The organism is Mycolicibacterium canariasense (assembly GCF_002101555.1).
GTDB lineage: Bacteria > Actinomycetota > Actinomycetes > Mycobacteriales > Mycobacteriaceae > Mycobacterium > Mycobacterium canariasense.
Map to the genome: position 1 here is coordinate 21,427 of NZ_LQOL01000013.1, position 20,173 is coordinate 41,599.

The 20,173-nt window shown below is 69.1% G+C and carries 15 protein-coding genes; 8 read left to right on the top strand and 7 right to left on the bottom strand.

The window, feature by feature from the left end:
- Positions 1-27: 27 nt before the first annotated feature.
- Positions 28-630, bottom strand: a complete 603-nt coding sequence (locus AWB94_RS01605; protein ID WP_062654597.1) for an urea amidolyase associated protein UAAP2 — start codon at positions 628-630, stop codon at positions 28-30.
- Positions 630-1,373 carry a DUF1989 domain-containing protein gene (locus AWB94_RS01610; RefSeq protein ID WP_062654598.1) on the bottom strand — a complete coding sequence of 248 codons (744 nt, stop codon included), beginning with the start codon at positions 1,371-1,373 and terminating at the stop codon, positions 630-632. Before AWB94_RS01610 ends, AWB94_RS01605 begins: the two co-directional genes overlap by 1 nt.
- A gap of 129 nt (positions 1,374-1,502) precedes the next feature.
- On the opposite strand from AWB94_RS01610, the gene AWB94_RS01615 reads away from it, so the two are divergent.
- A complete protein-coding gene (locus tag AWB94_RS01615) occupies positions 1,503-2,171 on the top strand; it encodes a helix-turn-helix domain-containing protein (RefSeq protein WP_062654599.1) in 669 nt (222 codons plus the stop codon).
- Between the two features lie 13 nt (positions 2,172-2,184).
- Positions 2,185-2,964: an enoyl-CoA hydratase/isomerase family protein gene (locus AWB94_RS01620; protein ID WP_062654600.1), complete on the top strand. Its 780-nt coding sequence runs from the start codon at positions 2,185-2,187 to the stop codon at positions 2,962-2,964.
- Between the two features lies 1 nt (position 2,965).
- On the opposite strand, the gene panB is transcribed toward AWB94_RS01620, so the two are convergent.
- Positions 2,966-3,811 (bottom strand): 3-methyl-2-oxobutanoate hydroxymethyltransferase, encoded by an 846-nt coding sequence (gene panB / locus AWB94_RS01625; RefSeq protein WP_062654699.1) that lies wholly within the window; start codon positions 3,809-3,811, stop codon positions 2,966-2,968.
- 159 nt (positions 3,812-3,970) lie between these two features.
- On the opposite strand from panB, the gene AWB94_RS01630 reads away from it, so the two are divergent.
- The 5 genes from AWB94_RS01630 to AWB94_RS01650 all read left to right on the top strand — a co-directional run bounded on the left by AWB94_RS01630 (position 3,971) and on the right by AWB94_RS01650 (position 12,949).
- Positions 3,971-5,362, top strand: a complete 1,392-nt coding sequence (locus AWB94_RS01630; RefSeq protein ID WP_062654601.1) for a WS/DGAT/MGAT family O-acyltransferase — start codon at positions 3,971-3,973, stop codon at positions 5,360-5,362.
- Positions 5,363-5,404: 42 nt separating this feature from the next.
- Positions 5,405-6,913 (top strand): alpha/beta hydrolase, encoded by a 1,509-nt coding sequence (locus AWB94_RS01635; protein ID WP_201029472.1) that lies wholly within the window; start codon positions 5,405-5,407, stop codon positions 6,911-6,913.
- Between the two features lie 82 nt (positions 6,914-6,995).
- A complete protein-coding gene (locus AWB94_RS01640) occupies positions 6,996-8,543 on the top strand; it encodes an alpha/beta hydrolase (RefSeq protein WP_062654700.1) in 1,548 nt (515 codons plus the stop codon).
- Between the two features lie 66 nt (positions 8,544-8,609).
- A complete protein-coding gene (gene glnA / locus AWB94_RS01645; protein ID WP_062654603.1) occupies positions 8,610-9,950 on the top strand; it encodes a type I glutamate--ammonia ligase in 1,341 nt (446 codons plus the stop codon).
- Positions 9,951-9,991: 41 nt separating this feature from the next.
- Positions 9,992-12,949, top strand: coding sequence for a bifunctional [glutamine synthetase] adenylyltransferase/[glutamine synthetase]-adenylyl-L-tyrosine phosphorylase (locus AWB94_RS01650; protein ID WP_062654701.1), 2,958 nt, complete (start codon positions 9,992-9,994; stop codon positions 12,947-12,949).
- A gap of 6 nt (positions 12,950-12,955) precedes the next feature.
- Here the strand turns inward: AWB94_RS01650 and AWB94_RS01655 are convergent, their stop codons facing one another.
- Positions 12,956-17,728 (bottom strand): cadherin-like domain-containing protein, encoded by a 4,773-nt coding sequence (locus AWB94_RS01655; protein ID WP_062654604.1) that lies wholly within the window; start codon positions 17,726-17,728, stop codon positions 12,956-12,958.
- Between the two features lie 86 nt (positions 17,729-17,814).
- Here AWB94_RS01655 and AWB94_RS01660 point away from each other — a divergent pair, with 86 nt between their 5' ends.
- The gene (locus AWB94_RS01660) at positions 17,815-18,444 is read left to right on the top strand and encodes a PaaI family thioesterase (RefSeq protein WP_062654605.1); all 630 of its coding nucleotides are present in this window, start codon (positions 17,815-17,817) and stop codon (positions 18,442-18,444) included.
- A gap of 2 nt (positions 18,445-18,446) precedes the next feature.
- Here the strand turns inward: AWB94_RS01660 and AWB94_RS01665 are convergent, their stop codons facing one another.
- Genes AWB94_RS01665 through AWB94_RS01675 form a run of 3 tightly spaced genes read right to left on the bottom strand, consistent with a single transcriptional unit; the run spans position 18,447 to position 20,173 of the window.
- Complete coding sequence (locus AWB94_RS01665; protein ID WP_062654606.1) at positions 18,447-18,854, bottom strand: DoxX family protein; 408 nt, start codon at positions 18,852-18,854, stop codon at positions 18,447-18,449.
- Between the two features lie 32 nt (positions 18,855-18,886).
- Positions 18,887-19,312 (bottom strand): DoxX family protein, encoded by a 426-nt coding sequence (locus tag AWB94_RS01670; protein WP_062654607.1) that lies wholly within the window; start codon positions 19,310-19,312, stop codon positions 18,887-18,889.
- 39 nt (positions 19,313-19,351) lie between these two features.
- Complete coding sequence (locus AWB94_RS01675; RefSeq protein ID WP_109761937.1) at positions 19,352-20,173, bottom strand: hypothetical protein; 822 nt, start codon at positions 20,171-20,173, stop codon at positions 19,352-19,354.

Below are 20,173 nucleotides of genomic sequence, written 5' to 3' on the forward strand. Positions count from 1 at the left end.
GGCGCAGCACCTCGACGGGGCTGGTGCTCACGCGATCACCATCTGCACCGGTGTCGGGTTGAAACCGTTGCACGGGTTGTTGATCTGCGGGCAGTTGGACACCAGCACCAGCGTGTCGATCTCGGCGCGCAAGGTCAGCGACTTGCCCGGCGCCGAGAGGCCGTCCACGATGCCGAGGGTGCCGTCGTCCTCCACCGGCACGTACATGAAGAAGTTGACGTTGGAGACGATGTCGCGCTTGCCCATGCCCCACCGGGTGGCCTCGGCGAGGAAGTTCTCCGCGCAGGCGTGCTGGTGCACGGTGTGGTGACCGTAGCGCAGGGTGTTGGACTCCTTGGAGCACGCGCCCGCGATGGTGTCGTGGTTGCCGACCTCGTCGGCCACGATGGTCATCAGCGCGGTGCCGTCCGAGGCGCGCAACACCGAGCCGGTGGACAGGAAGATATTGCGTTGGGCGGCAACGGTTGTCTGCGCGTTATAGCGCAACGCCGGATCGGGCCGGCCCTGCGTGACGCCGTAGAACAGCGTGTCCACGGCCTGGTTGCCGTACAGGTCGACGATCTGCAGCGTGTGGCCCGCGGGCACGATGGCCGACCAGGGTGCGCGCGCGGCCACCTCGAACGTGGTCATCAGCAGTCTCCGTTTCGTGCGGCGGCCCAGGTGCTTTCGGTGTTGAACAGGGCGCGCAGGTATTCGGGGTCGTCGTTGGCGGGGGTGTGCAACTCGTCGTCGGCGCGCCAAGCCAGCACGTCCAGATCGGTCACCTCGGGTTCGGGGTCGAGCGGATGTGCGCTGTTGGACAGCACGACGACCACCGGCAGGTGGACCAGAAGGTCGACCGACGTCCCGGGGCCCGCGGTGCCGGTGAAGGCGATGCCGCCGTCGGCCTGCACGTGGGTGCCCTTGAAGAAGGACACCGACGGCGCGACGTCACGGATGTCCAGTCCGTGCTTGTGCACGCCCAGCAGCAGCTGCGCCTGCCCGGCCGGAGTCGGCCCGCACAGCGTGTCGTGCCGCTGCGAGGTATCGGCGACCACCGTGGCCAGCACCCGGCCCTGGTCGGAGAGCAGGGGATGGCCGGTGCCGAGATACGCCTGCCAGGGCACCTTCACGGTGTCGGCCACGTTGAGCCGCTCCCACGGGGCGTCGGCGCGGAACAGCAGCAGGTGAGCGCAGGCGCCGCCGGCGGGGTCGGCCAGCCGCAGCCGGGTTCCACGGCCCAGTACCGCGGTGGCATAGGAACCCGCGGGGACCACCTCGGCCCAGCGCAGCCCGGTCACCCCGTCCGGGGTGGGTGGGACACGCAGCCGCGCCGTGGCGGCCTGGGCGCGGGCATGGGATCGCGCACCCTCGGTCGAACTGGTTCCTGCCATCTGCCGGCCTCCTTATCTGTCACTTGAAAGTTTTGGGGGTGTCCATTCCGTGCTCGTGACGGCGTTGTTACGTCCAGATGACAATTTCTATCAAACGATAGAAATTAGGTCCAGTGCCACAATGGCCCGATGAGCACCGATGGCCGTGGACGTCCAAGGCTCGAACAACCGCGCAGGCCGGGGCACACGCCGCGAGACGAGATCCTCGACGCGGCGGCGGAGCTGTTCACCGAACACGGCTACGCCAACACCTCGACCCGGCGCATCGCCGATGCCGTCGGGATGCGGCAGGCCTCGCTCTATCACCACTTCGCCACCAAGGACGACATCCTGGATGCGCTGCTGGCGGGCACGGTGGAGGCGCCACTGAGGCTGGCCGCCGAACTCGACGCCGAGGGCGGCCCGGCCGTGGGTCAGCTGTACACGTTGATCGTCGCGGACGTCGCCCAGCTGTGCCGCAGCCGATGGAACCTGGGTGCGCTGTATCTGTTGCCCGAACTCCGGGTGGACCGGTTCGGGCAGTTCCGCCGCCGGCGCGCCGAACTGCGCGAGCGCTACCGCGTCCTGGCCGCGACGGTGATCGCCGAGTACGCCGGCCCCGCCGACGCCGACGATCTGCCGTTCCGGCTGGCCGAATCGACCATCAACCGCCGGTCCGACGACGGGGCCTGCCCAGCCGACCAACCGTGGATCAGCGCCGACGGCGCGCTGCGCACCCTGGGCTACGACGGCGATTTCGCGGCGCTGCGGGCGACCGCCGACACCCGACTCGCATTACAGACGGTGGCGGCGACGTAATACGGTTTTGCGCATGACCGAATTCGAGACGCTGAAGTTCACCCAGTCCGGGCCCGTCACCAGCATCGTGCTGAACCGGCCGGACGCGGCGAACGGGATGAACGACGCGATGACCCGCGACCTGGCCGCCGCGGCGACGCTGTGCGACACCGCGAGCACCAAGGTGGTCACCCTGACCGGTGCGGGGCGGTTCTTCTGTGCCGGCGGCGATCTCAAGGCGATGGCCGCCGCGCCCGATCCCGGGGTGTTCGTCAAGGGCATCGCCTCCGATCTGCACCGCGCGATGTCGACCTTCGCCAGGATGGACGCCGTGCTGATCACCGCCGTGAACGGCGTGGCCGCCGGCGCCGGGTTCTCGTTGGGCGTCTCGGGGGATCTGGTGCTGGCCGCCGAATCGGCGTCGTTCACCATGGCCTACACCAAGGCCGGGCTGAGCCCCGACGGCGGCGCGTCCTACGTGTTGCCGCGCTTGGTGGGACTGCGCCGCACCCAGGACCTGATGATCACCAACCGGGTGCTCAAGGCGCCCGAGGCGCTGGCCTGGGGGCTGGTCACCGAGGTGGTGCCCGACGCCGAGCTGCCCCAGTGGCTGGAAGCGCTGGCCGCCAAGGTGGCTGCCGGCGCGCGCGGATCCAACTCGGCGGTCAAGAAGCTGCTGATGAACACCTATTCCGCGGGGTATGAGACCCAGCTGGAGCGCGAGGCCCGCCATATCGCCGCGAATGCCTCCTCTCCCGACGGGAAAGAAGGCATCGCGGCGTTCCTGGGCAAGCGGGCGCCCGAGTTTTCCTGACTCAGTACGAGTGTTCCTCGGCCGGGAATACCCCGCTGGCCACCTCGTCGGCGTATTGCGTTGCGGCACTTCGTAGTACGTCGCCGATCTGGGCGAACTTCTTGACGAACTTGGCGGTCTTGCCCGAGGTCAGCCCGGCCATGTCCTGCCACACCAGCACCTGCGCGTCGCAGTTGGGGCCGGCGCCGATACCGATGGTGGGGATGGTCAGCTTGCCGGTGATCTGGGTGGCCAGCTCGGCGGGCACCATCTCCAACACCACCGCCACCGCACCGGCCTCGGCCACCGCGATCGCGTCGTGGATGGTCTGATCGCCGGCGTCGCCGCGGCCCTGGACGCGGTAACCGCCCAGGCTGTTCACGCTCTGCGGGGTGAAACCGATGTGGGCGATGACCGGGATCCCGGCCTGGGTCAGCGTGGCGATCTGCTCGGCCACCCGCTCGCCGCCCTCCAGCTTCACCGCGTGGGCGCCGGTCTCCTTCATGAAACGGGTCGCCGTGGCCAGAGCCTGCGCGGGGCTGGCCTCGTAGCTGCCGAACGGCAGATCCGCCACCACCAGGGCATGTTCGGCTCCGCGCACGACGGCACTGACCAGCGGGATGAGCTCGTCGACGGTGACCCGCACCGTCGTGTCGTAGCCGTAGACGACGTTGGCGGCCGAATCGCCGACCAGCAGCACCGGAATCCCGGCCTCGTCGAAGATGCGGGCGGTGGAGAAGTCGTAGGCGGTGAGCATGGCCCACTTGTGGCCTTCGGCCTTCCACTTCTGCAGGTGATGGGTGCGGACCTTGGTCCGCGGGGCGGCAGTGCTCGTGGTGGTGGCACCATAGACAGACTGCTCAGACATCATTGTCCCTCGATGTGTGTTGTCGGGTTGATCCTCGAGGCCGTTGCTCGGTCCCCGGGTCGTCTGACACAGCCAGTCTGCCACCCGAGATCGCGAACGTGAACGACGGGTTAAGTGGATTTCCTCACACCACGGCGGCGTCGACCTACCATCGGCGTCATGCAAAGACTGAGCGGACTCGACGCCAGCTTCCTGTATCTCGAAACCGCGGCGCAGCCTTTGCATGTGTGCTCGATCCTGGAACTGGACACCTCCACGGTGCCCGGCGGTTACACCTTCGACCGGCTGCGCGACGAGCTCGCCATGCGGGTCAAGGCGATGCCGGAATTCCGGGAGAAACTCGCCGACAGCAGGTTCAACCCCGATCACCCGGTGTGGGTGGAGGACAACGATTTTGACGTCCAGCGCCACCTGCACCGGATCGGGCTGCCCGCCCCCGGCGGCCGCGCCGAACTCGCCGAGATCTGCGGGCACATCGCGTCGCTGCCGCTGGACCGCAGCCGCCCGCTGTGGGAGATGTGGGTCATCGAGAACGTCGCGGGCACCGACGCCCACGCCGGCGGCAAGCTGGCGTTGATGACCAAGGTGCACCACGCCGCCGTCGACGGCGTCACCGGTGCCAACCTGATGTCCACCCTGTGCAGTACCGAACCCGATGCCCCGCCGCCGGACCCGGTGCCGGGCGCCGGTGGGGCATCCGAGCTGGAGATCGCCGTCAACGGCGCCATCAGATTCGCCACCCGCCCGCTGAAGCTGGTGAACGTGCTGCCATCCACCGTCTCGACGGTCATCGACACCGCGCGCCGGGCCACCAAGGGTCTCACCATGGCCGCGCCGTTCGCCGCCCCCAAGACGGCGTTCAACGCCAACGTCACCGGGCACCGCAACATCGCGTTCGCCCAACTCGAGCTCGACGACATCAAGAAGGTCCGGGCCCACTTCGGCGTCAAGGTCAACGACGTGGTGATGGCGCTGGTGTCCGGCGTGCTGCGGCGCTTCCTGCTCGATCGCGGCGAACTGCCCGATTCCTCGCTGGTGGCGATGATCCCGGTGTCGGTGCACGACAAGTCCGACCGGCCCGGCCGCAATCAGGTGTCGGGGATGTTCTCCGCGCTGCACACCAACGTCGACGACCCGGTGGACCGGCTGAAGGCCATCTCGACAGCCAATTCCCTTGCCAAACAACATAGTTCGGCGATCGGGGCGACCCTGCTGCAGGACTGGTCGCAGTTCGCCGCCCCGGCGGTGTTCGGCATCGCGATGCGCGTCTACGCCCGCAGCAACCTGTCGGCGGCGGTGCCCGTGCACAACCTGGTGGTCTCCAACGTGCCCGGCCCGCAGATCCCGCTGTATCTGCTCGGCTGCGAGGTCAAGGCGATGTACCCGCTGGGCCCGATCTTCCACGGCTCGGGACTGAACATCACCGTCATGTCGCTGAACGGCAAGCTCGACGTCGGCATCATCTCCTGCCCGGAATTGCTGCCTGACCTGTGGGAGATGGCCGACGATTTCGCCGTCGCGCTCGACGAGTTGCTGGACGCCACCGGGTAGCCTCACCAGCTGCGATGGGCACCCATGGCAGCATGGTCAGCCATGAAGTTCAAGCGCGGCATTCTGGCGGCCGCCTCGGTGCTGCTCGTCGTCACGGCATGCAGCAATGTCGTCGACGGGCGAGCCGTCATCTCCGCGCCGCGGCCCGGCAGTCCGGTGCAGTGGGCGCCGTGCAAGGCGTCCTCCGGTGAGTCGCGGATACCGTCGGGCGCCGAGTGCGGCTTCCTCTCGGTGCCGGTGAACTACGACAAGCCCGACGGCGACGTCGCACAGCTGGCGATGATCCGCTTCAAGGCCACCGGCCAGAAGATCGGCGCCCTGTTCGTCAACCCGGGCGGGCCGGGGGAGTCCGGAATCGATGCGGCGGTGTCGCTGGTGGGCACCATGCCCGAGTCGGTGCGCCAGCGCTTCGACCTGGTCGGCTTCGACCCGCGCGGTGTCGGGTCCTCCAAGCCCGCCCTGTGGTGCAACTCCGACGAGGACAACGACCGGCTGCGGGCCGACCCGCAGGTGGACTACAGCCCCGAAGGGGTGGCCCACATCGAGTCCGAAACCAAGGACTTCGTGGCACGCTGCCAGCAGAAGATGGGTGACGAGTTCCTGGAGAACGTCGGGACCGTCAGCGTGGCAAAGGATCTGGACGCCATGCGGCAGGCCGTCGGGGATGACAAGCTGACCTACCTCGGCTACTCGTACGGCACCCGTATCGGCGGCACCTACGCCGAGCTGTTCCCCGACAAGGTGCGCGCGATGATCCTGGACGGCGCGGTGGACCCGAACGCCGATCCGGTGGAGGCCGACATCCGCCAGGCCAAGGCGTTCCAGACCGCGTTCGACAACTACGCCGCCGACTGCGCGACCAACCCCGACTGCCCGCTGGGCACCGACCCGGCCAAGGCCGTCGACGTGTACCACTCGCTGGTGAACCCGCTGGTGGACAAGCCCGCCCCGACCAAGGATCCGCGCGGCCTGAGCTACAGCGACGCCATTGTGGGCACCATCCTGCCGCTGTACTCGCCGAACCTGTGGCGTCACCTCACCAAGGGGCTCACCGAGCTGAAGAACGGCCGCGGCGACACCATGCTGGCGCTGGCCGACCTGTACATGGGCCGCGACGCCGACGGGCATTACAACAACTCCACCGATGTGCGGGTCGCGGTGAACTGTGTCGACGAGCCGCCGATCACCGACCGCGCCACCGTCGTCGACGAGGACCGCCGGGCCCGCGAGGTCGCCCCGTTCATGAGCTACGGCGACTTCACCGGGCACGCCCCGCTGGGCACCTGCGCCTTCTGGCCGGTGCCGCCGACCTCCACCCCGCATCAGCTCAAGGTGTCGGGCCTGCCGCCGACGCTGGTGGTGTCCACCACCAACGACCCGGCGACCCCGTATCAGGCCGGGGTGGACCTGGCCAAGCAGCTCGGCGGCGCGTTGCTGACGTTCGAGGGCACTCAGCACACCGTGGTGTTCCAGGGCAACACCTGCGTGGACGATATCGCCGCGAAATACCTTGTGGACGTGGTGGTGCCGCCGCCCGGCGCCCGGTGCTAGAGATAACGGCCGTATCACCGTCTGATTGCTGATCGTCACCGCAGCGACACTGGGCAAGACCCGCCAGATTCGCTGTGCGAACATGAGCGCCATGTGGCTGGCGGGCAGGGTTTTCGCGGTGCTGCTGGCCCTCCCGATCACGGCCGGCACGTTGTGTGCACCCGCGCAGGCGGCGCCGCAGGCGGGCTACGGCCAGCCCGCGGCGTGGGGCAGTTGTCAGCGTTTCTTCGCGGCCACTCCACTGGTGACCCAGGCGCTGCCGACCGCGCAATGCGCCGACGTGCCGGTGCCGGTCAACTGGGATGCCCCCGATTCCCAAGCGGATTCCCAAGGGGCGCAAGCACAATTGGCCGTCATCCGGGTGCCCGCCAGCGGGCAGCGGATCGGCACGCTGATGGTGAACCCGGGTGGCCCCGGCGCGTCGGCGGTGGACACCGTCGCGGGCATGGCCGCCGCGCTGGACGGCACCGCCATCCGCCAGGGCTTCGACCTGGTCGGCTTCGACCCGCGCGGGGTGGGCTATTCGACCCCGCAGCTGCGGTGCCGCACCGACGCCGAATTCGACGCGTACCGGCGCGAGCCGTTGGCCGACTACAGTCCGGCCGGGGTGGCGCACATCGAGGATGTCTACCGGCAGTTCGCCCAATCCTGCCTGGACCGGATGGGCCGGGAGTTCCTGGCCAATGTCGGTACCGCGTCGGCGGCCAGGGACATGGACGTGGTGCGGGCCGCGCTCGGTGACGAGCAGATCAACTATCTCGGATTCTCCTACGGCACCGAACTCGGCGCCGCTTACGCCGACCGCTACCCCGACCGGGTCCGCGCGATGGTGCTCGACGGTGCGGTCGACCCCGGCTCGGATCCGGTCAGCGAGAACGTCAACCAGCTGGCCGGCTTCCAGGAGGCGTTCACCGATTACGCCACCGACTGCGCGCGCTCACCGGACTGCCCGCTGGGCACCGACCCCGCGCAATTCTCCGCCAGGTACCACCAACTGATCGACCCGCTGGTGCAGCGCCCCGGCGGCACCTCGGACCCGCGCGGGCTCGGCTACGCCGACGCCATCACCGGCACCGCCAACGCGCTCTACACCCAGCGGTACTGGAAGTACCTCACCAGCGGACTGCTCGGCCTGGCCCGCGGCACCGACGCCGGTGACCTGCTGACGCTGGCCGACGACTACTGGCACCGCGACGAGAACGGCCGCTACGGCAACCAGCAGGATGCGTTCGCCGCGATCCGCTGTGTCGACGCGCCGTACCCGACCGATCCCGCGGTGTGGGCCGAGGCCGACCGGCGGGCGCGGGCGGCCGCGCCGTTCATGGAGTACGGCACCTTCACCGGCTACGCGCCCCGCGACATGTGTGCGTTGTGGCCGGTGCCGGCGACCACCGTGCCGCACCAGGCGTCGCCGCTGGGCGCCGGCAAGGCGGTGGTGGTGTCCACCACCCACGACCCGGCGACGCCCTACCAGGCCGGGGTCGACCTGGCCCGCGAACTGAACGCCGCGCTGATCACCTTCGACGGCACACAGCACACCGTCGTCTTCAACGGCGACGCCTGCGTGGACAGCGCAGTGGTGAACTTCCTGGTCGGCCTGACCCCGCCGCCGGCCGGGCTGCGCTGCTGAGCCGCGCCGACCAAACCGCGACACGTGTGTAACACGGATTTAACAGCCGCTGCCTAGGCTTCGGTCATGGACCGCCAGAAGGAATTCGTGCTGCGCACGCTGGAGGAACGCGATATCCGGTTCGTGCGGCTGTGGTTCACCGACGTCCTCGGATACCTGAAGTCGGTGGCGATCGCGCCGGCCGAGCTGGAGGGTGCGTTCGAAGAGGGCATCGGCTTCGACGGTTCCTCCATCGAGGGCTTCGCCCGCGTCTACGAATCGGACACCGTGGCGCGGCCCGACCCGTCCACCTTCCAGGTGCTGCCGTGGACGACGAGCGCCGGCAAGCACTACTCGGCGCGGATGTTCTGCGACATCACCATGCCCGACGGATCGCCGTCGTGGGCCGACTCCCGGCATGTGCTGCGGCGCCAGTTGGCCAAGGCCAGCGACCTCGGCTTCTCCTGCTACGTGCATCCCGAGATCGAATTCTTCCTGCTGAAGCCGGGCGAGGACGACGGCTCGGTCCCGGTGCCCGCCGATAACGGCGGCTACTTCGACCAGGCCGTGCACGACGCCGCGCCCAACTTCCGCAGGCACGCCATCGACGCGCTGGAGCAGATGGGCATCTCGGTGGAGTTCAGCCACCACGAGGGCGCCCCCGGCCAGCAGGAGATCGACCTGCGCTACGCCGACGCCCTGTCCATGGCCGACAACGTGATGACGTTCCGGTACGTCGTCAAGGAGGTCGCGCTGGCCGACGGTGTGCGGGCGTCGTTCATGCCCAAGCCGTTCAGCCAGTACCCGGGCTCGGCCATGCACACCCACATGAGCCTGTTCGAGGGTGAGACCAACGCCTTCCACGACCCCAACGACCCGCTGCAACTCTCCGATGTCGCCAAATCGTTCATCGCCGGCATCCTGGAGCACGCCAGCGAGATCAGCGCCGTCACCAACCAGTGGGTCAACTCCTACAAGCGGCTGGTGCACGGCGGGGAGGCGCCGACGGCTGCGTCCTGGGGCGCGGCCAACCGGTCGGCCCTGGTGCGGGTGCCGATGTACACCCCACGCAAGGCGTCCAGCCGCCGCGTCGAGGTGCGCAGCCCCGATTCGGCCTGCAACCCCTACCTGGCGTTCGCGGTGCTGCTGGCCGCCGGCCTGCGCGGTGTCGAGAAGGGCTACACCCTGGGCCCGCAGGCCGAGGACAACGTGTGGAGCCTGACCACCGAGGAACGCCGCGCCATGGGGTACAAGGAGCTGCCCGGCAGCCTGGGTACGGCACTGGCCGAGATGGAAACCTCCGAACTGGTCGCGGAAGCGTTGGGGGAGCACGTCTTCGACTACTTCCTGCGCAACAAGCGCACCGAGTGGGAGAACTACCGCAGCACCGTCACCCCGTTCGAGCTGAAGAATTACCTGGCGCTGTAGCCGATCCCCGTCGCTTCGCTCGCCCCAGGTAACGTTTGGGCGTGCCGAAACCCGCCACCCAGCGCCCGAAGCTGCCCAGCGTAGGACGGCTCGGTCTCGTCGAAGCGTCGGCGCGCGACCGGCTGGACCGGCTGGGTTGGAACACCGACGAGTACGTCGAACTGTTGTGGTCGCTGTCGCGTGCGCCCGACGCCGACGCCGCGCTGTTCACCATGGTGCGGCTGGCCGACGAGTTGGGCGCCGGCTGGGATGAACTGAACCAGGCGCTGCTCAAGGACAAGCCGCTGCGCGGCCGGCTGTTCTCGGTGCTCGGCGGATCGGTGGCACTCGGTGATCACCTGGTGGCCCGGCCGCAGGCCTGGCATCTGCTGGCCGGCGCGGGCGCCCTGCCCAGCGCCGCGCAGTTGCGCGACGAGTTCGTCGCGGTCGCGCGCAGCACCACCGACACCCGGTCGGTACAGGCCTCGCTGCGGGCCCTGTACCGCGACCGGCTACTGGTGCTGGCGGGACTGGACCTGGCCCCCACCGTCGAGAACGAACCGGTGCTGGAGTTCAGCACCGTCGGGGCGCACCTGTCGGATCTGGCCGATGCCGCCCTGGCGGCCGCGCTGGCCGTCGCGACCGCCACGGTGTGCGGTACGGACACCCCTGAACCGCGGCTGGCCGTCATTGCGATGGGCAAATGCGGTGCGCGCGAACTCAATTACGTCAGCGACGTGGACGTCATCTTCGTCGGGGAGACCGCGGACGCCGTCACCACCCGGGTGGCCGGTGAGATGATGCGCTTTGCCAGCGACACCTTCTTCGAGGTGGACGCGGCCCTGCGTCCCGAGGGTAAGCGCGGGCAGCTGGTGCGCACCCTGGAATCGCATATCGCCTACTACGAGCGCTGGGCGAAAACCTGGGAGTTCCAGGCGCTGCTCAAGGCCCGGCCCGCCGCCGGCGATGCCGAACTGGGCGCGCAGTACGTCGCCGCCCTCATGCCGATGGTCTGGACCGCTTGTGAGCGTGAGGATTTCGTACCCGACGTGCAGGCAATGCGGCGCCGGGTCGAAGAACTGGTGCCCGCCGGGGTGCGCTCCCGCGAGCTCAAACTCGGCACCGGCGGCCTGCGTGACGTCGAGTTCGCGGTGCAGCTGCTGCAGCTGGTGCACGGCCGCAACGACGAGTCGCTGCACGTGGCGTCGACGGTGGACGCGCTGGCCGCACTCGGATCCGGTGGATACGTCGGCCGCGACGACGCCGCCAACATGACGGCCTCCTACGAGTTCCTGCGCCTGCTGGAGCACCGGCTGCAGTTGCAGCGGCTCAAACGCACCCACCTGCTGCCCGAGGACGACGACGAGGAGGCGATGCGCTGGCTGGCCCGCGCCGCGCACATCCGGCCCGACGGGCGCCACGACGCCGCCGGGGTGCTGCGCGAGGAACTGAAGCGCCAGAGCATGCGGGTGTCCCGGCTGCACGCCAAGCTGTTCTACCAACCGTTGCTGGAATCGGTTGGGAACCAAGGCTTCGACGTGATGAGCACCGAGGCGGCCGAACGGCAGCTCGCCGCGCTGGGCTACGAAGGCCCGCAGAGTGCGCTGACCCACCTGGCGGCGTTGACCAGTGAGGGCGGCCGGCGCGGGCAGGTGCAGAAGGTGCTGCTGCCCACCCTGCTGGACTGGCTCTCGGACACCCCCGACCCGGACGCCGGGCTGTTGTCCTACCGCCGGATCAGCGAGGAGCTGGGGGATCTGCGGTGGTACCTGTCCACCCTGCGTGACGAAGGAGCGGTGGCCAAACGCCTGATGCGGGTGCTCGGCACGTCGGCGTACGTCCCGGATCTGCTGATGCGGGCACCCGAGGTGATCCAGTTGTACGCAGACGGGCCGCAGGGCCCCAAGCTGCTGGAGGTGGACCCGGACAGCGTGGCGCGTGCCCTGGTCGCGTCGGCCGCCCGGCACGCCGACCCGGCCCGGGCCATCGCCGCGGCGCGCACCCTGCGCCGCCGTGAACTGGCCAGGGTGGCGTCGGCGGATCTGCTCGGCATGCTCGACGTCACCGACGTGTGCCAGGCATTGACCAGCATCTGGGTGGCGGTGCTGCAATGCGCGCTGGACGCGGTGATCCGGGACCGGTCGCCGCAGGGCGGCCCGCCGGCCCGGATCGCGGTGATCGGGATGGGCCGGCTCGGCGGCGGCGAACTGGGCTACGGGTCCGACGCCGATGTGCTGTTCGTGTGCGAGCCGGTTGCCGGGGTCGAGGAATCGGCTGCGGTGCGCTGGTCGGTCGGCGTCGCCGAACAGCTACGCAACCTGCTGGGGATGCCGAGCTCGGATCCGCCGCTGGAGGTGGACGCCAACCTTCGTCCCGAAGGCCGCAACGGCCCACTGGTGCGGACGCTTTCGTCATACGAGGCGTACTACACGCAGTGGGCGCAGCCGTGGGAGGTGCAAGCGCTGCTGCGCGCGCACAAGGTGGCCGGCGACGCCGAGCTGGGGGAGCGGTTCCTGCGGATGATCGACAAGACCCGCTACCCCGAGGGCGGCATCTCACCGGAGACGGTGCAGGAGATCCGGCGGATCAAGGCGCGGGTGGACGCCGAACGGCTACCGCGCGGTGCCGATCCGAACACCCACACGAAGCTGGGTCGCGGCGGGCTGGCCGATGTGGAGTGGACGGTGCAGCTACTGCAACTGCGGTTCGCCGACAAGATTCCGGCGCTGCACAACACCTCCACCCTGCAGACGCTGAACGCGATCGGCGCCGCCGAACTGATCGCCGAGGGGGACGTCGATCAGCTGCGCCAGGCCTGGCTGACGGCCACCCGGGCGCGCAACGCGCTGGTGCTGGTGCGTGGCAAGCCGACCGACCAACTGCCCGGTCCCGGCCGGCAACTCAACGCCGTCGCCCTGGCGGCCGGTTGGCGCAACGGTGACGGCGGGGAGTTCCTGGACAACTATCTGCGCGTCACCCGGCGGGCGAAAGCCGTGGTGCGCAAGGTGTTCGGGGACTAGCCGACCTCACAGCGACGAGGCCGTCACCCCGACCGCGTCGAAGGCCGTCTTGATCGCCGCGATCTGACTTGGGGTGAATCCGTTGGCGCGGGCGCTGGCGAGCACCGCGTAGCGGCCGTCGACGAACCGGGCCGTCGACGGCATCCGATACAGCGACTCGTAGAACACCCGGGCCCACTGTTCGCCGGACACCTCGTTCTTGGTGGCATCCATCATCTTGTACGCGGCGAAGGTCAGGATGCCGCTGTTGCTGTGCACGTAGTCGAAATCATCGGTGGTGTTGTCGTGGCAGCCACAGGGGTCCACGTAGCGTCCGCCGTACGTCTCGGGCTGACCGTAGGCCGACGGGTCCGACATGCTGCGATACGGGTTGCCGGCCGCGTCCTCGGCGAAAAGCCATCGGCCACTTCCGGTCTTGTTCTCGACGAGGGCGCCCATGATGTCGGCGTAGCCCTCGTTCAACGCCCCGGATTCACCGAGGTAGGCGAACCCGTTGACGTACTGGATGACCGCGTGGGTGTATTCGTGCCCCACCAGATCCAGGGCGGCCTGGGTGGCGCCGGAGTCGCCGAACACCAGCTCCGAACCGGTCCAGGCCGCATTGCGCCAGCCCGTCGCCGCCGACCCGCTCGGGTTGTAGTCGATGCTGAGCACGATGGGCGCGCCGTTGTCGTCGAACGAGGTCCGGCCCAGCACCGTCGAGTAGTAGTCGTACACGCGGGTCATGTTGGCTTGCGCCGACACCGCGGCCGTGCCCCAGCTGGAGGTGTAGGTGACGGTCTTGCCGGGGATGCTCGGCAGCCCGGGCCAGCCGCTGCTGACGTAGGTGGTGGTGTAGGTGGTGATGTTGCGGGTCGGGTCGTTGAGCACCAGGGTGGATCCGGTGTTGGCGGCGCCGACGGTGCGGGTGGCGCCCAGCAGGTCGGTGCCGCTGGACCGCAGCGGGCTCAAAGCCTGCTGTGCGCTGGAGAATTCGGAGAAGATCTGGCCGGCGTTGCTGCCGTTGGCGTAGATGAAATAGGTGACGCCCTCGGACGGGTACGGGCTGTCCGGCGCCGAGTCGACCACCACCCGCCAGGCCAGCGCGGCCGGGTGGAATCGGACCAGGGTGTTCAGGTTCTCACTGACATCCTGGTCGTAGATCACCAGATCGGTGTCGAGGTGCAGGGTGGCCAGGAAGGCGTCCTTGGTGGCCTGGCTGGGGGTGCCGGCCAGGCCGGCCAGCAGGTCGTTGCGGACGATGGCCTCGGCGTCGGCGGCATGGCCGAGCGACGGGGTGGGCGTGGTGTTGACGCTGCCGAGCGCGGAGTCGTAGTTGCTCACCAGCCCGGTGACCCGCCCGGTGCTGTCGGTGGCCAGCACCACCTCGCTGCCCAGCACGTCCAGCCCGCCGACCCGTTGGGACAGCCGGTAGAACACGTCGCCGTTGTAGGCCGTGGTGGACACCGCGATCCGCGCGGCGTCGGCGAAGCCGGCCGGGGCGCCCAGCAGGCCGGCGACCTTGTTCAGCACCGCGGCCGCGGACACGGCGTCGGACACCGTGGCGACGGTGAACGTGCCGTCGATATTGCGCACGGTGCCGTTGGGGTTCTTGCTGACATCGACGTCGCCGGTGCCGGCCAGGGTCTTCAGTTCGGCGAGGGTCAGCGTGCCGTCGGCGTCCGGGTGCAGTGCGGTGATGGGGACGCTGACATCGACCGGGATGCCGTCCTGACCGTCGTAGGCGGCGACGGTGAAGGTGGTCACGTCGGCCTGCGGGGTGAACCAGGAGTGGTACCGGGCGGCGGTGCTCGGGCTGAAGGTGAAGGTGCCGTCGGTGTTGACGATCACCGACCCGACGGTGCCCGCGACGGTGGAGTTCAGCAGGTAGGTCAAGGCGGTGGAGTCGGTGGCGTCGACGTGGCCGGTGACCACGCCCGTCGACGGATCGACTTGGGCCACATAGGCATTGGTGGCCGCCACGGGCAGGTCGTTGCCCGGGCTGGAGGCGGTCACGGTGACGGTGACGGTGACCGCCCGGCTGCCGCCGTGGCCGTCGTTGATGGTGACGGTGAAGGTGTCGGTGCCGGTGCCCGCCGCGCGGGCGGCCGCGGTCGGGGTGTAGCTGAACGAGCCGTCGGGGTTGACCACCACGGCGCCCTTGGCCGGGCCGGTGGAGGTGTAGGTGAGGGTGTCGCCGTCGGCGTCGGTGGTGGTGATCCGGCCGGTCACCCGCCCGGTGTAGGCGCTGATGACCGGCGTGCTCACGGTGGCCGTCGTCGGGGCGGTGTTGCGCGGGGAGACGGTGACCGTGACCGGCACCTGGATGACCGCGCCGTGGCCGTCGTCCACGATGACGGTGAAGGTGTCCTGGGTGGGGCCGGTGGCCGCCGCGGCCGCGTGCCGCGCGGTGACCGTCGGGGTGTAGGTGAAGGTGCCGTCGGCCTTGACCACGGCGGTGCCCTGCAATGTCGAGACGGTGCCCTCGTAGTAGATCCGGTCGGCGTCGCCGTCGCTGCCCTTCACCGACCCGGTGATCACTCCGGTCGACGAATTCGGTTTGCCCACCGTGGTTTTCACCGTCGGTGTCTTGTTGGCCGGGACCACGGTGACGGTGATGGTCTGCCGGACCACCCCGCGGCGGCCGTCGTCGACGGTGAAGGTGAAGGTGTCGGACAGGTCGGTGGTCGGCGCGGTGCCGGCGGCCGCCTTGTGCCGTGCGGTGGCGGTCGGGGTGTAGGTGAACGTGCCGTCGGCGCCGAAGGTGACGGTGCCGCGCACCGGTGCGCTGAGCACGGTGATCTTCAGCGGATCGGCGTCGGCGTCGGTGACCCCGGTGGATCCGCTGACGACGCCGGTGACCGTGCTGGAGGAGGTGATCGGGACGGCCACAACGGGTTTGGTGTTGGAGGGTACCAGGGACACCACCCGCATGGCGCTGCCGCCCGCGGTGTAGAGCTGCATGCCGTCGGGGCTGGCGGCGATGCCGTTCACCGTGTCGCCGGTGTCCAGTGTGGTGAGCAGGGCGTTGGTCTTGGCGTTGTAGACCGTCAACTCGCCGCTGGTCGCGGTGACCAGCAGCAGCGACCCGTCCTTGCTGACGGTCGCGGCTCGCACCGGCGCGGTGGCCTCGAACTGGTCGACCACCGTGTACTTGGCGGTTTCCAGTACTTTGACGGTGCCGCCGTCGGTGGCCACGTACAGCCGCGACCCATCCTTGCCGGCCGCCAAGGCGGTGGGTGAATTCCCGGGTATGGCAAGCACTTTGGCGGAGTTCCACCATGACGAGGTGGTGTACACGGCGACCCCGGCCGGCGTGGTGGCGTAGAGCTTCTTACCGTCGGGGCTCAGGATCACCGAGGTGGCGCCGACGGTGTTGCTGATCCAGCCGGTGATCGAATTGGTCGACGTGCTGAACTTCGCGACCTTGCCGGTGGCGTTGCCGATGAACAGGGTTCCACCGGAGGGGCTGATGGCCAGGCTGGTGGGGGTGGCGCTGGTGCCGATCGTGCGCTTGACGGTGTTGGTGGCCGCGTCGATCACCGAGATGGTCTTGCCGGCGGTGTCGGCGACGTAGACGAACTTGCCGTCCGGCCGTACCGCGACGGCCGTCGGGTTGCGGCCGACCGCGATGGTCGTGATGACCGTGCCGTCCAGGGTGTTGACCACCGTCAGCGTCCCGGTCGCGGTGTCGGCCAGGTAGGCCCGGGTGTTGGTTGCCGCGACGGCGGTGGAGCGGCCGGTGCCGACCGGGCCGAGCATTTGCACCGGGGTCGGGTCGATCGGAACCGCCACGTCGAACGGCACCTTGGCGGTGCTGCCGTCGTACGCCGTCACGCGGAACACGGCGTCGGGAACCGAACCGAGGCCGGCTTCGACGCGCTGCGCGGCGGTGGGGGTGTAGGTGAACGCGCCGGTGGAGCTGAACTTGACGGTGCCCAGCGTCGGCGGGGTGACCAGGGCGTAGGTCACCGTCTTACCCTCCGGGTCGGTGGCGTGGACCTGGCCGGTCACCGCACCCGTGGTGGGATCCGGGTCGCCCAGGGTGGTGGTGCCGGGTTGCGGCGGCAGGTTGGTCACCGTGGCGGCGGCCGTGGTCAGGCTCAGGGCGCTGACGGTCTGGGTTTCGGTGCTGCGGGTGGTGGTGGCAACGGTGGCATCCGAGAGCCCCAGTTCCCGGCGGGCGGCGGCCATCAGGACCCACAGGCCGGGGAACTCGAGGTGGGGAACCGGCCCGCCGCCGAGGAACGGGGCGGTGAGTGCGGTCAGGAAGGTCTGCACCGCTTTGACCAGCGGTGGGGTGCTGGGGCGGGGAGCGGTTGTGGGAACCGGTTGCTGGACAACGGAACTGACCGCGGCGGTGACGGTGGGCGCGGGTTGCGCCGTGGCTGTTTTGGTCTTGGCCGGTGGCTCGTCGGCCTTGCTCGATGCCGCCGGCTCGGCGGTCGGCGCGGTCTTCTTCGGGGCGCGGGTGGCGCTGCGCGGCAACGTTTTTCGGTTCTTCTTGGTGGTGGGCTTGTCGGTCTTGTGCTCGGTATCGGCCTTCGGCTGCGGCACGGTCACCGTGGCCGCCGCGGTCTGTGGTTCGGCCGCCGCGGCGGCAGCAGTGGCGCCCGTGGTATCCGGGGTGCTCGCGGTGGCGGACGTGCCGGTGCCGGACGTGTCGGCCGACGTGGTCTCGGGTTCGGCCACGGCCACGGCGGGTACGGCGGCGATGCCCACCCCGATCCCGAGCGCGACGGCGAGCGCCCCCACCCGACCGACGTATCGGGCGTGACCGCAGATCCGTGCGTCGCTCATGGGGAGACGATAGTCGTTGACGCGCGCGTAAGGCGCGATTAGCGCTTGATTGTGGCAATGCCGGCGGGGACTGATAGAACCGGTTGATGAGTGTTCCGTTCGAGGTGATCAGTGCCGACGAGCACGACCGGCTGCAGGAGTTGTACGGCCCCCTGACGGCGGCCGTCCGCAAACTCGTGGATGCCAGCATCCGGACCAGTGTGGACGACGAGACGGTCCGGGCGGCGGTGGCGTCGATCGAAGCCGTCACCGCGTCGCTGGACCGCCGCCAGCACGACGGACCGCGCACCCTGCGGCACGAGATCACCGGACGCCCGGTGGCCTGGGCCGACCCGGCCATCGGGTGGCGCAACGCGATTGCGCCGCCGCTGCAGATCCAGCACACCGAGACGGGCCGGTGCTGGACCGAATTCACCCTCGGTGCGGCCTACGAGGGCCCGCCGAACCGGGTGCACGGCGGCATCTGCGCCCTGGTGCTGGACCACCTGCTCGGCGAGGCAGCCAGCGAGGGGCTGACCATACCGCGGTTCACCGGCACGTTGACCCTGAAGTACCTGCGCGGCACACCACTCGGCCCGCTGCGCGCCGAAGCCTGGGTCGATCGCACCGAAGGCTTCAAAGCCTTTGCCCGGGGCCGGATTCTGGACGCCGAAGGGGTCACCGTCGAGGCCGAGGGCATCTTCGTGATGCCCGCGTGGGCACGGGAGGCGGGCTGAACTCAGGCCTTGCGCTTGCGCACCGCGTCGACGGCCAGCGCGCCCCCGCCGGTGAAGACCAGCAGGAAGAACGCGAAGCACAGCAGCAGTGCCGGCTCGCCGTTGTTGACCAGCGGCCAGAAGCTCTCCGGAGCGTGCTGGCTGAAGTACGCGAAAGCCATCACACCCGACGCGAGGAACGCCGCCGCGCGGGTGAACAGCCCGACCAGCAGTAGCGCGCCGGTGATGAGTTCGAGGACGCCGCCGTACCAATATGGCCAGGTGCCGACGGGTGCCTGCATATCGGCGGGCCACCCGAACAGGTGGGCCCCGGCGTGGGTGAGCAGCTCCAGGCTGACGATGATGCGGAACACCGACAGCACGATGGGGGCGAAGGAGGTCAGTTTGGTTTCCAGCTCGGGCGATGCCATGCGCCCATAATAGGACTACGGTCCGCTTATCTCTACGACTGGGTCGTGCGGCCGCGCAGCGCATCGAGCGCGTACCGGCCGCCGCCGGTGAACACCAGCAGGAAGAAGACGAAGCAGAACAGGATCGCCGAGAGGCCGCCGTTGCCGCCGTACTGGGGGTCGACGATGGGCCACAATCCCAGCGGCTGATGCTGCCAGAAGTAGGCGACCGCCATCGAGCCCGAGGCGACGAAGGCCGCGATCCGGGTGAACAGCCCCGTCATGATCAGCAGGCCGCACACCAACTCGATCAGGCCGGCGTACCAGGCCGGCCAGTTGCCCGTGGGGATGCCCATCGCGATGGGCCAGTCGAACAGCTTCGACGTGCCGAACGCCGTGAACAGTAAACCGAACACGATGCGGACCAGGCTCAGCACCGTCGGTGCGAATGCTTCCAAGCGAGTATTCAGGTTGTTCATAGGTTCACCTTACTGAACAGCACGAAGGCCCCGGCAGGTTCACATCCGGCGTGCGTTGGGCGCGGAGAAGCAGATCGCGCCGGCGATCACGGCAGGCAGGGCGAACGTGAGGACGAGCACCATGAGGACGATCGGCGGCGCGGGGGAGGTCAGCCAGTCCTTCGGGAACCGGGCCAGCGTCATCGACAGCCAGGACGCGCCCACCCCCAAGGCGACGACGCACACCGTGGCCACCTTCAGGGCGCCCAACGTCCATCGCTCACCGGAGGCACGCAAGACGAAGACGAACGATGCCAGCACCACCGCTGCCGAGCCCAGGACGACGAGCCCGACGAGCCATCGTTCGGGTCGACCGTGAAACGCGAAATGCAGGTAGTCGATTGATGTCTCGCTCAGCAGCAGAGTGGTGGTCATCGCCGCGGCGAAGGTCAGCCAGCTGCCGAGCCCGATCAGGAACCGGTAGCCGTTCGACGGCGCAGCCTGCGGTTCGGCCAGCTTCTCGACGGCATGTCCGGCCAGAAGCCAGCCCAGCCCCCCGAACAATGCCGCCGTCCCGGCGGCCAGCATGCTGGTGGCCAGCGCACCCTGAGCCCAGGCGATCGCGCAGATCCCATCGCGCTGAGCGCCTTCCGGCACCACGGCACCGGCGACGGTGCCGGAGACGAAGGCGCTGAGAACCAAGATCAGGACTGCCGAGGAGAACAGGGCGAGTGTGTGCACGCTCTCTCGCACCTCGCCCTTGAGGTACAAGGCGATCGCGGTGATGAGGAAGCCGCCCAGTGCGGCAGCGAGTTTGGAGTGCTCAGGGGCGGCGAGGAGCATGCTCCACTGGTCGGACGAACAGAATTCGTCGAGGCTCAC

Bases quoted from the DNA above. Each gene is read 5' to 3' on its own strand.
- AWB94_RS01605 (WP_062654597.1), bottom strand. From the start codon at position 630: ATGACCACGTTCGAGGTGGCCGCGCGCGCACCCTGGTCGGCCATCGTG.
- AWB94_RS01610 (WP_062654598.1), bottom strand. From the start codon at position 1,373: ATGGCAGGAACCAGTTCGACCGAGGGTGCGCGATCCCATGCCCGCGCC.
- AWB94_RS01615 (WP_062654599.1), top strand. From the start codon at position 1,503: ATGAGCACCGATGGCCGTGGACGTCCAAGGCTCGAACAACCGCGCAGG.
- AWB94_RS01620 (WP_062654600.1), top strand. From the start codon at position 2,185: ATGACCGAATTCGAGACGCTGAAGTTCACCCAGTCCGGGCCCGTCACC.
- panB (WP_062654699.1), bottom strand. From the start codon at position 3,811: ATGTCTGAGCAGTCTGTCTATGGTGCCACCACCACGAGCACTGCCGCC.
- AWB94_RS01630 (WP_062654601.1), top strand. From the start codon at position 3,971: ATGCAAAGACTGAGCGGACTCGACGCCAGCTTCCTGTATCTCGAAACC.
- AWB94_RS01635 (WP_201029472.1), top strand. From the start codon at position 5,405: ATGAAGTTCAAGCGCGGCATTCTGGCGGCCGCCTCGGTGCTGCTCGTC.
- AWB94_RS01640 (WP_062654700.1), top strand. From the start codon at position 6,996: ATGAGCGCCATGTGGCTGGCGGGCAGGGTTTTCGCGGTGCTGCTGGCC.
- glnA (WP_062654603.1), top strand. From the start codon at position 8,610: ATGGACCGCCAGAAGGAATTCGTGCTGCGCACGCTGGAGGAACGCGAT.
- AWB94_RS01655 (WP_062654604.1), bottom strand. From the start codon at position 17,728: ATGAGCGACGCACGGATCTGCGGTCACGCCCGATACGTCGGTCGGGTG.
- AWB94_RS01660 (WP_062654605.1), top strand. From the start codon at position 17,815: ATGAGTGTTCCGTTCGAGGTGATCAGTGCCGACGAGCACGACCGGCTG.
- AWB94_RS01665 (WP_062654606.1), bottom strand. From the start codon at position 18,854: ATGGCATCGCCCGAGCTGGAAACCAAACTGACCTCCTTCGCCCCCATC.
- AWB94_RS01670 (WP_062654607.1), bottom strand. From the start codon at position 19,312: ATGAACAACCTGAATACTCGCTTGGAAGCATTCGCACCGACGGTGCTG.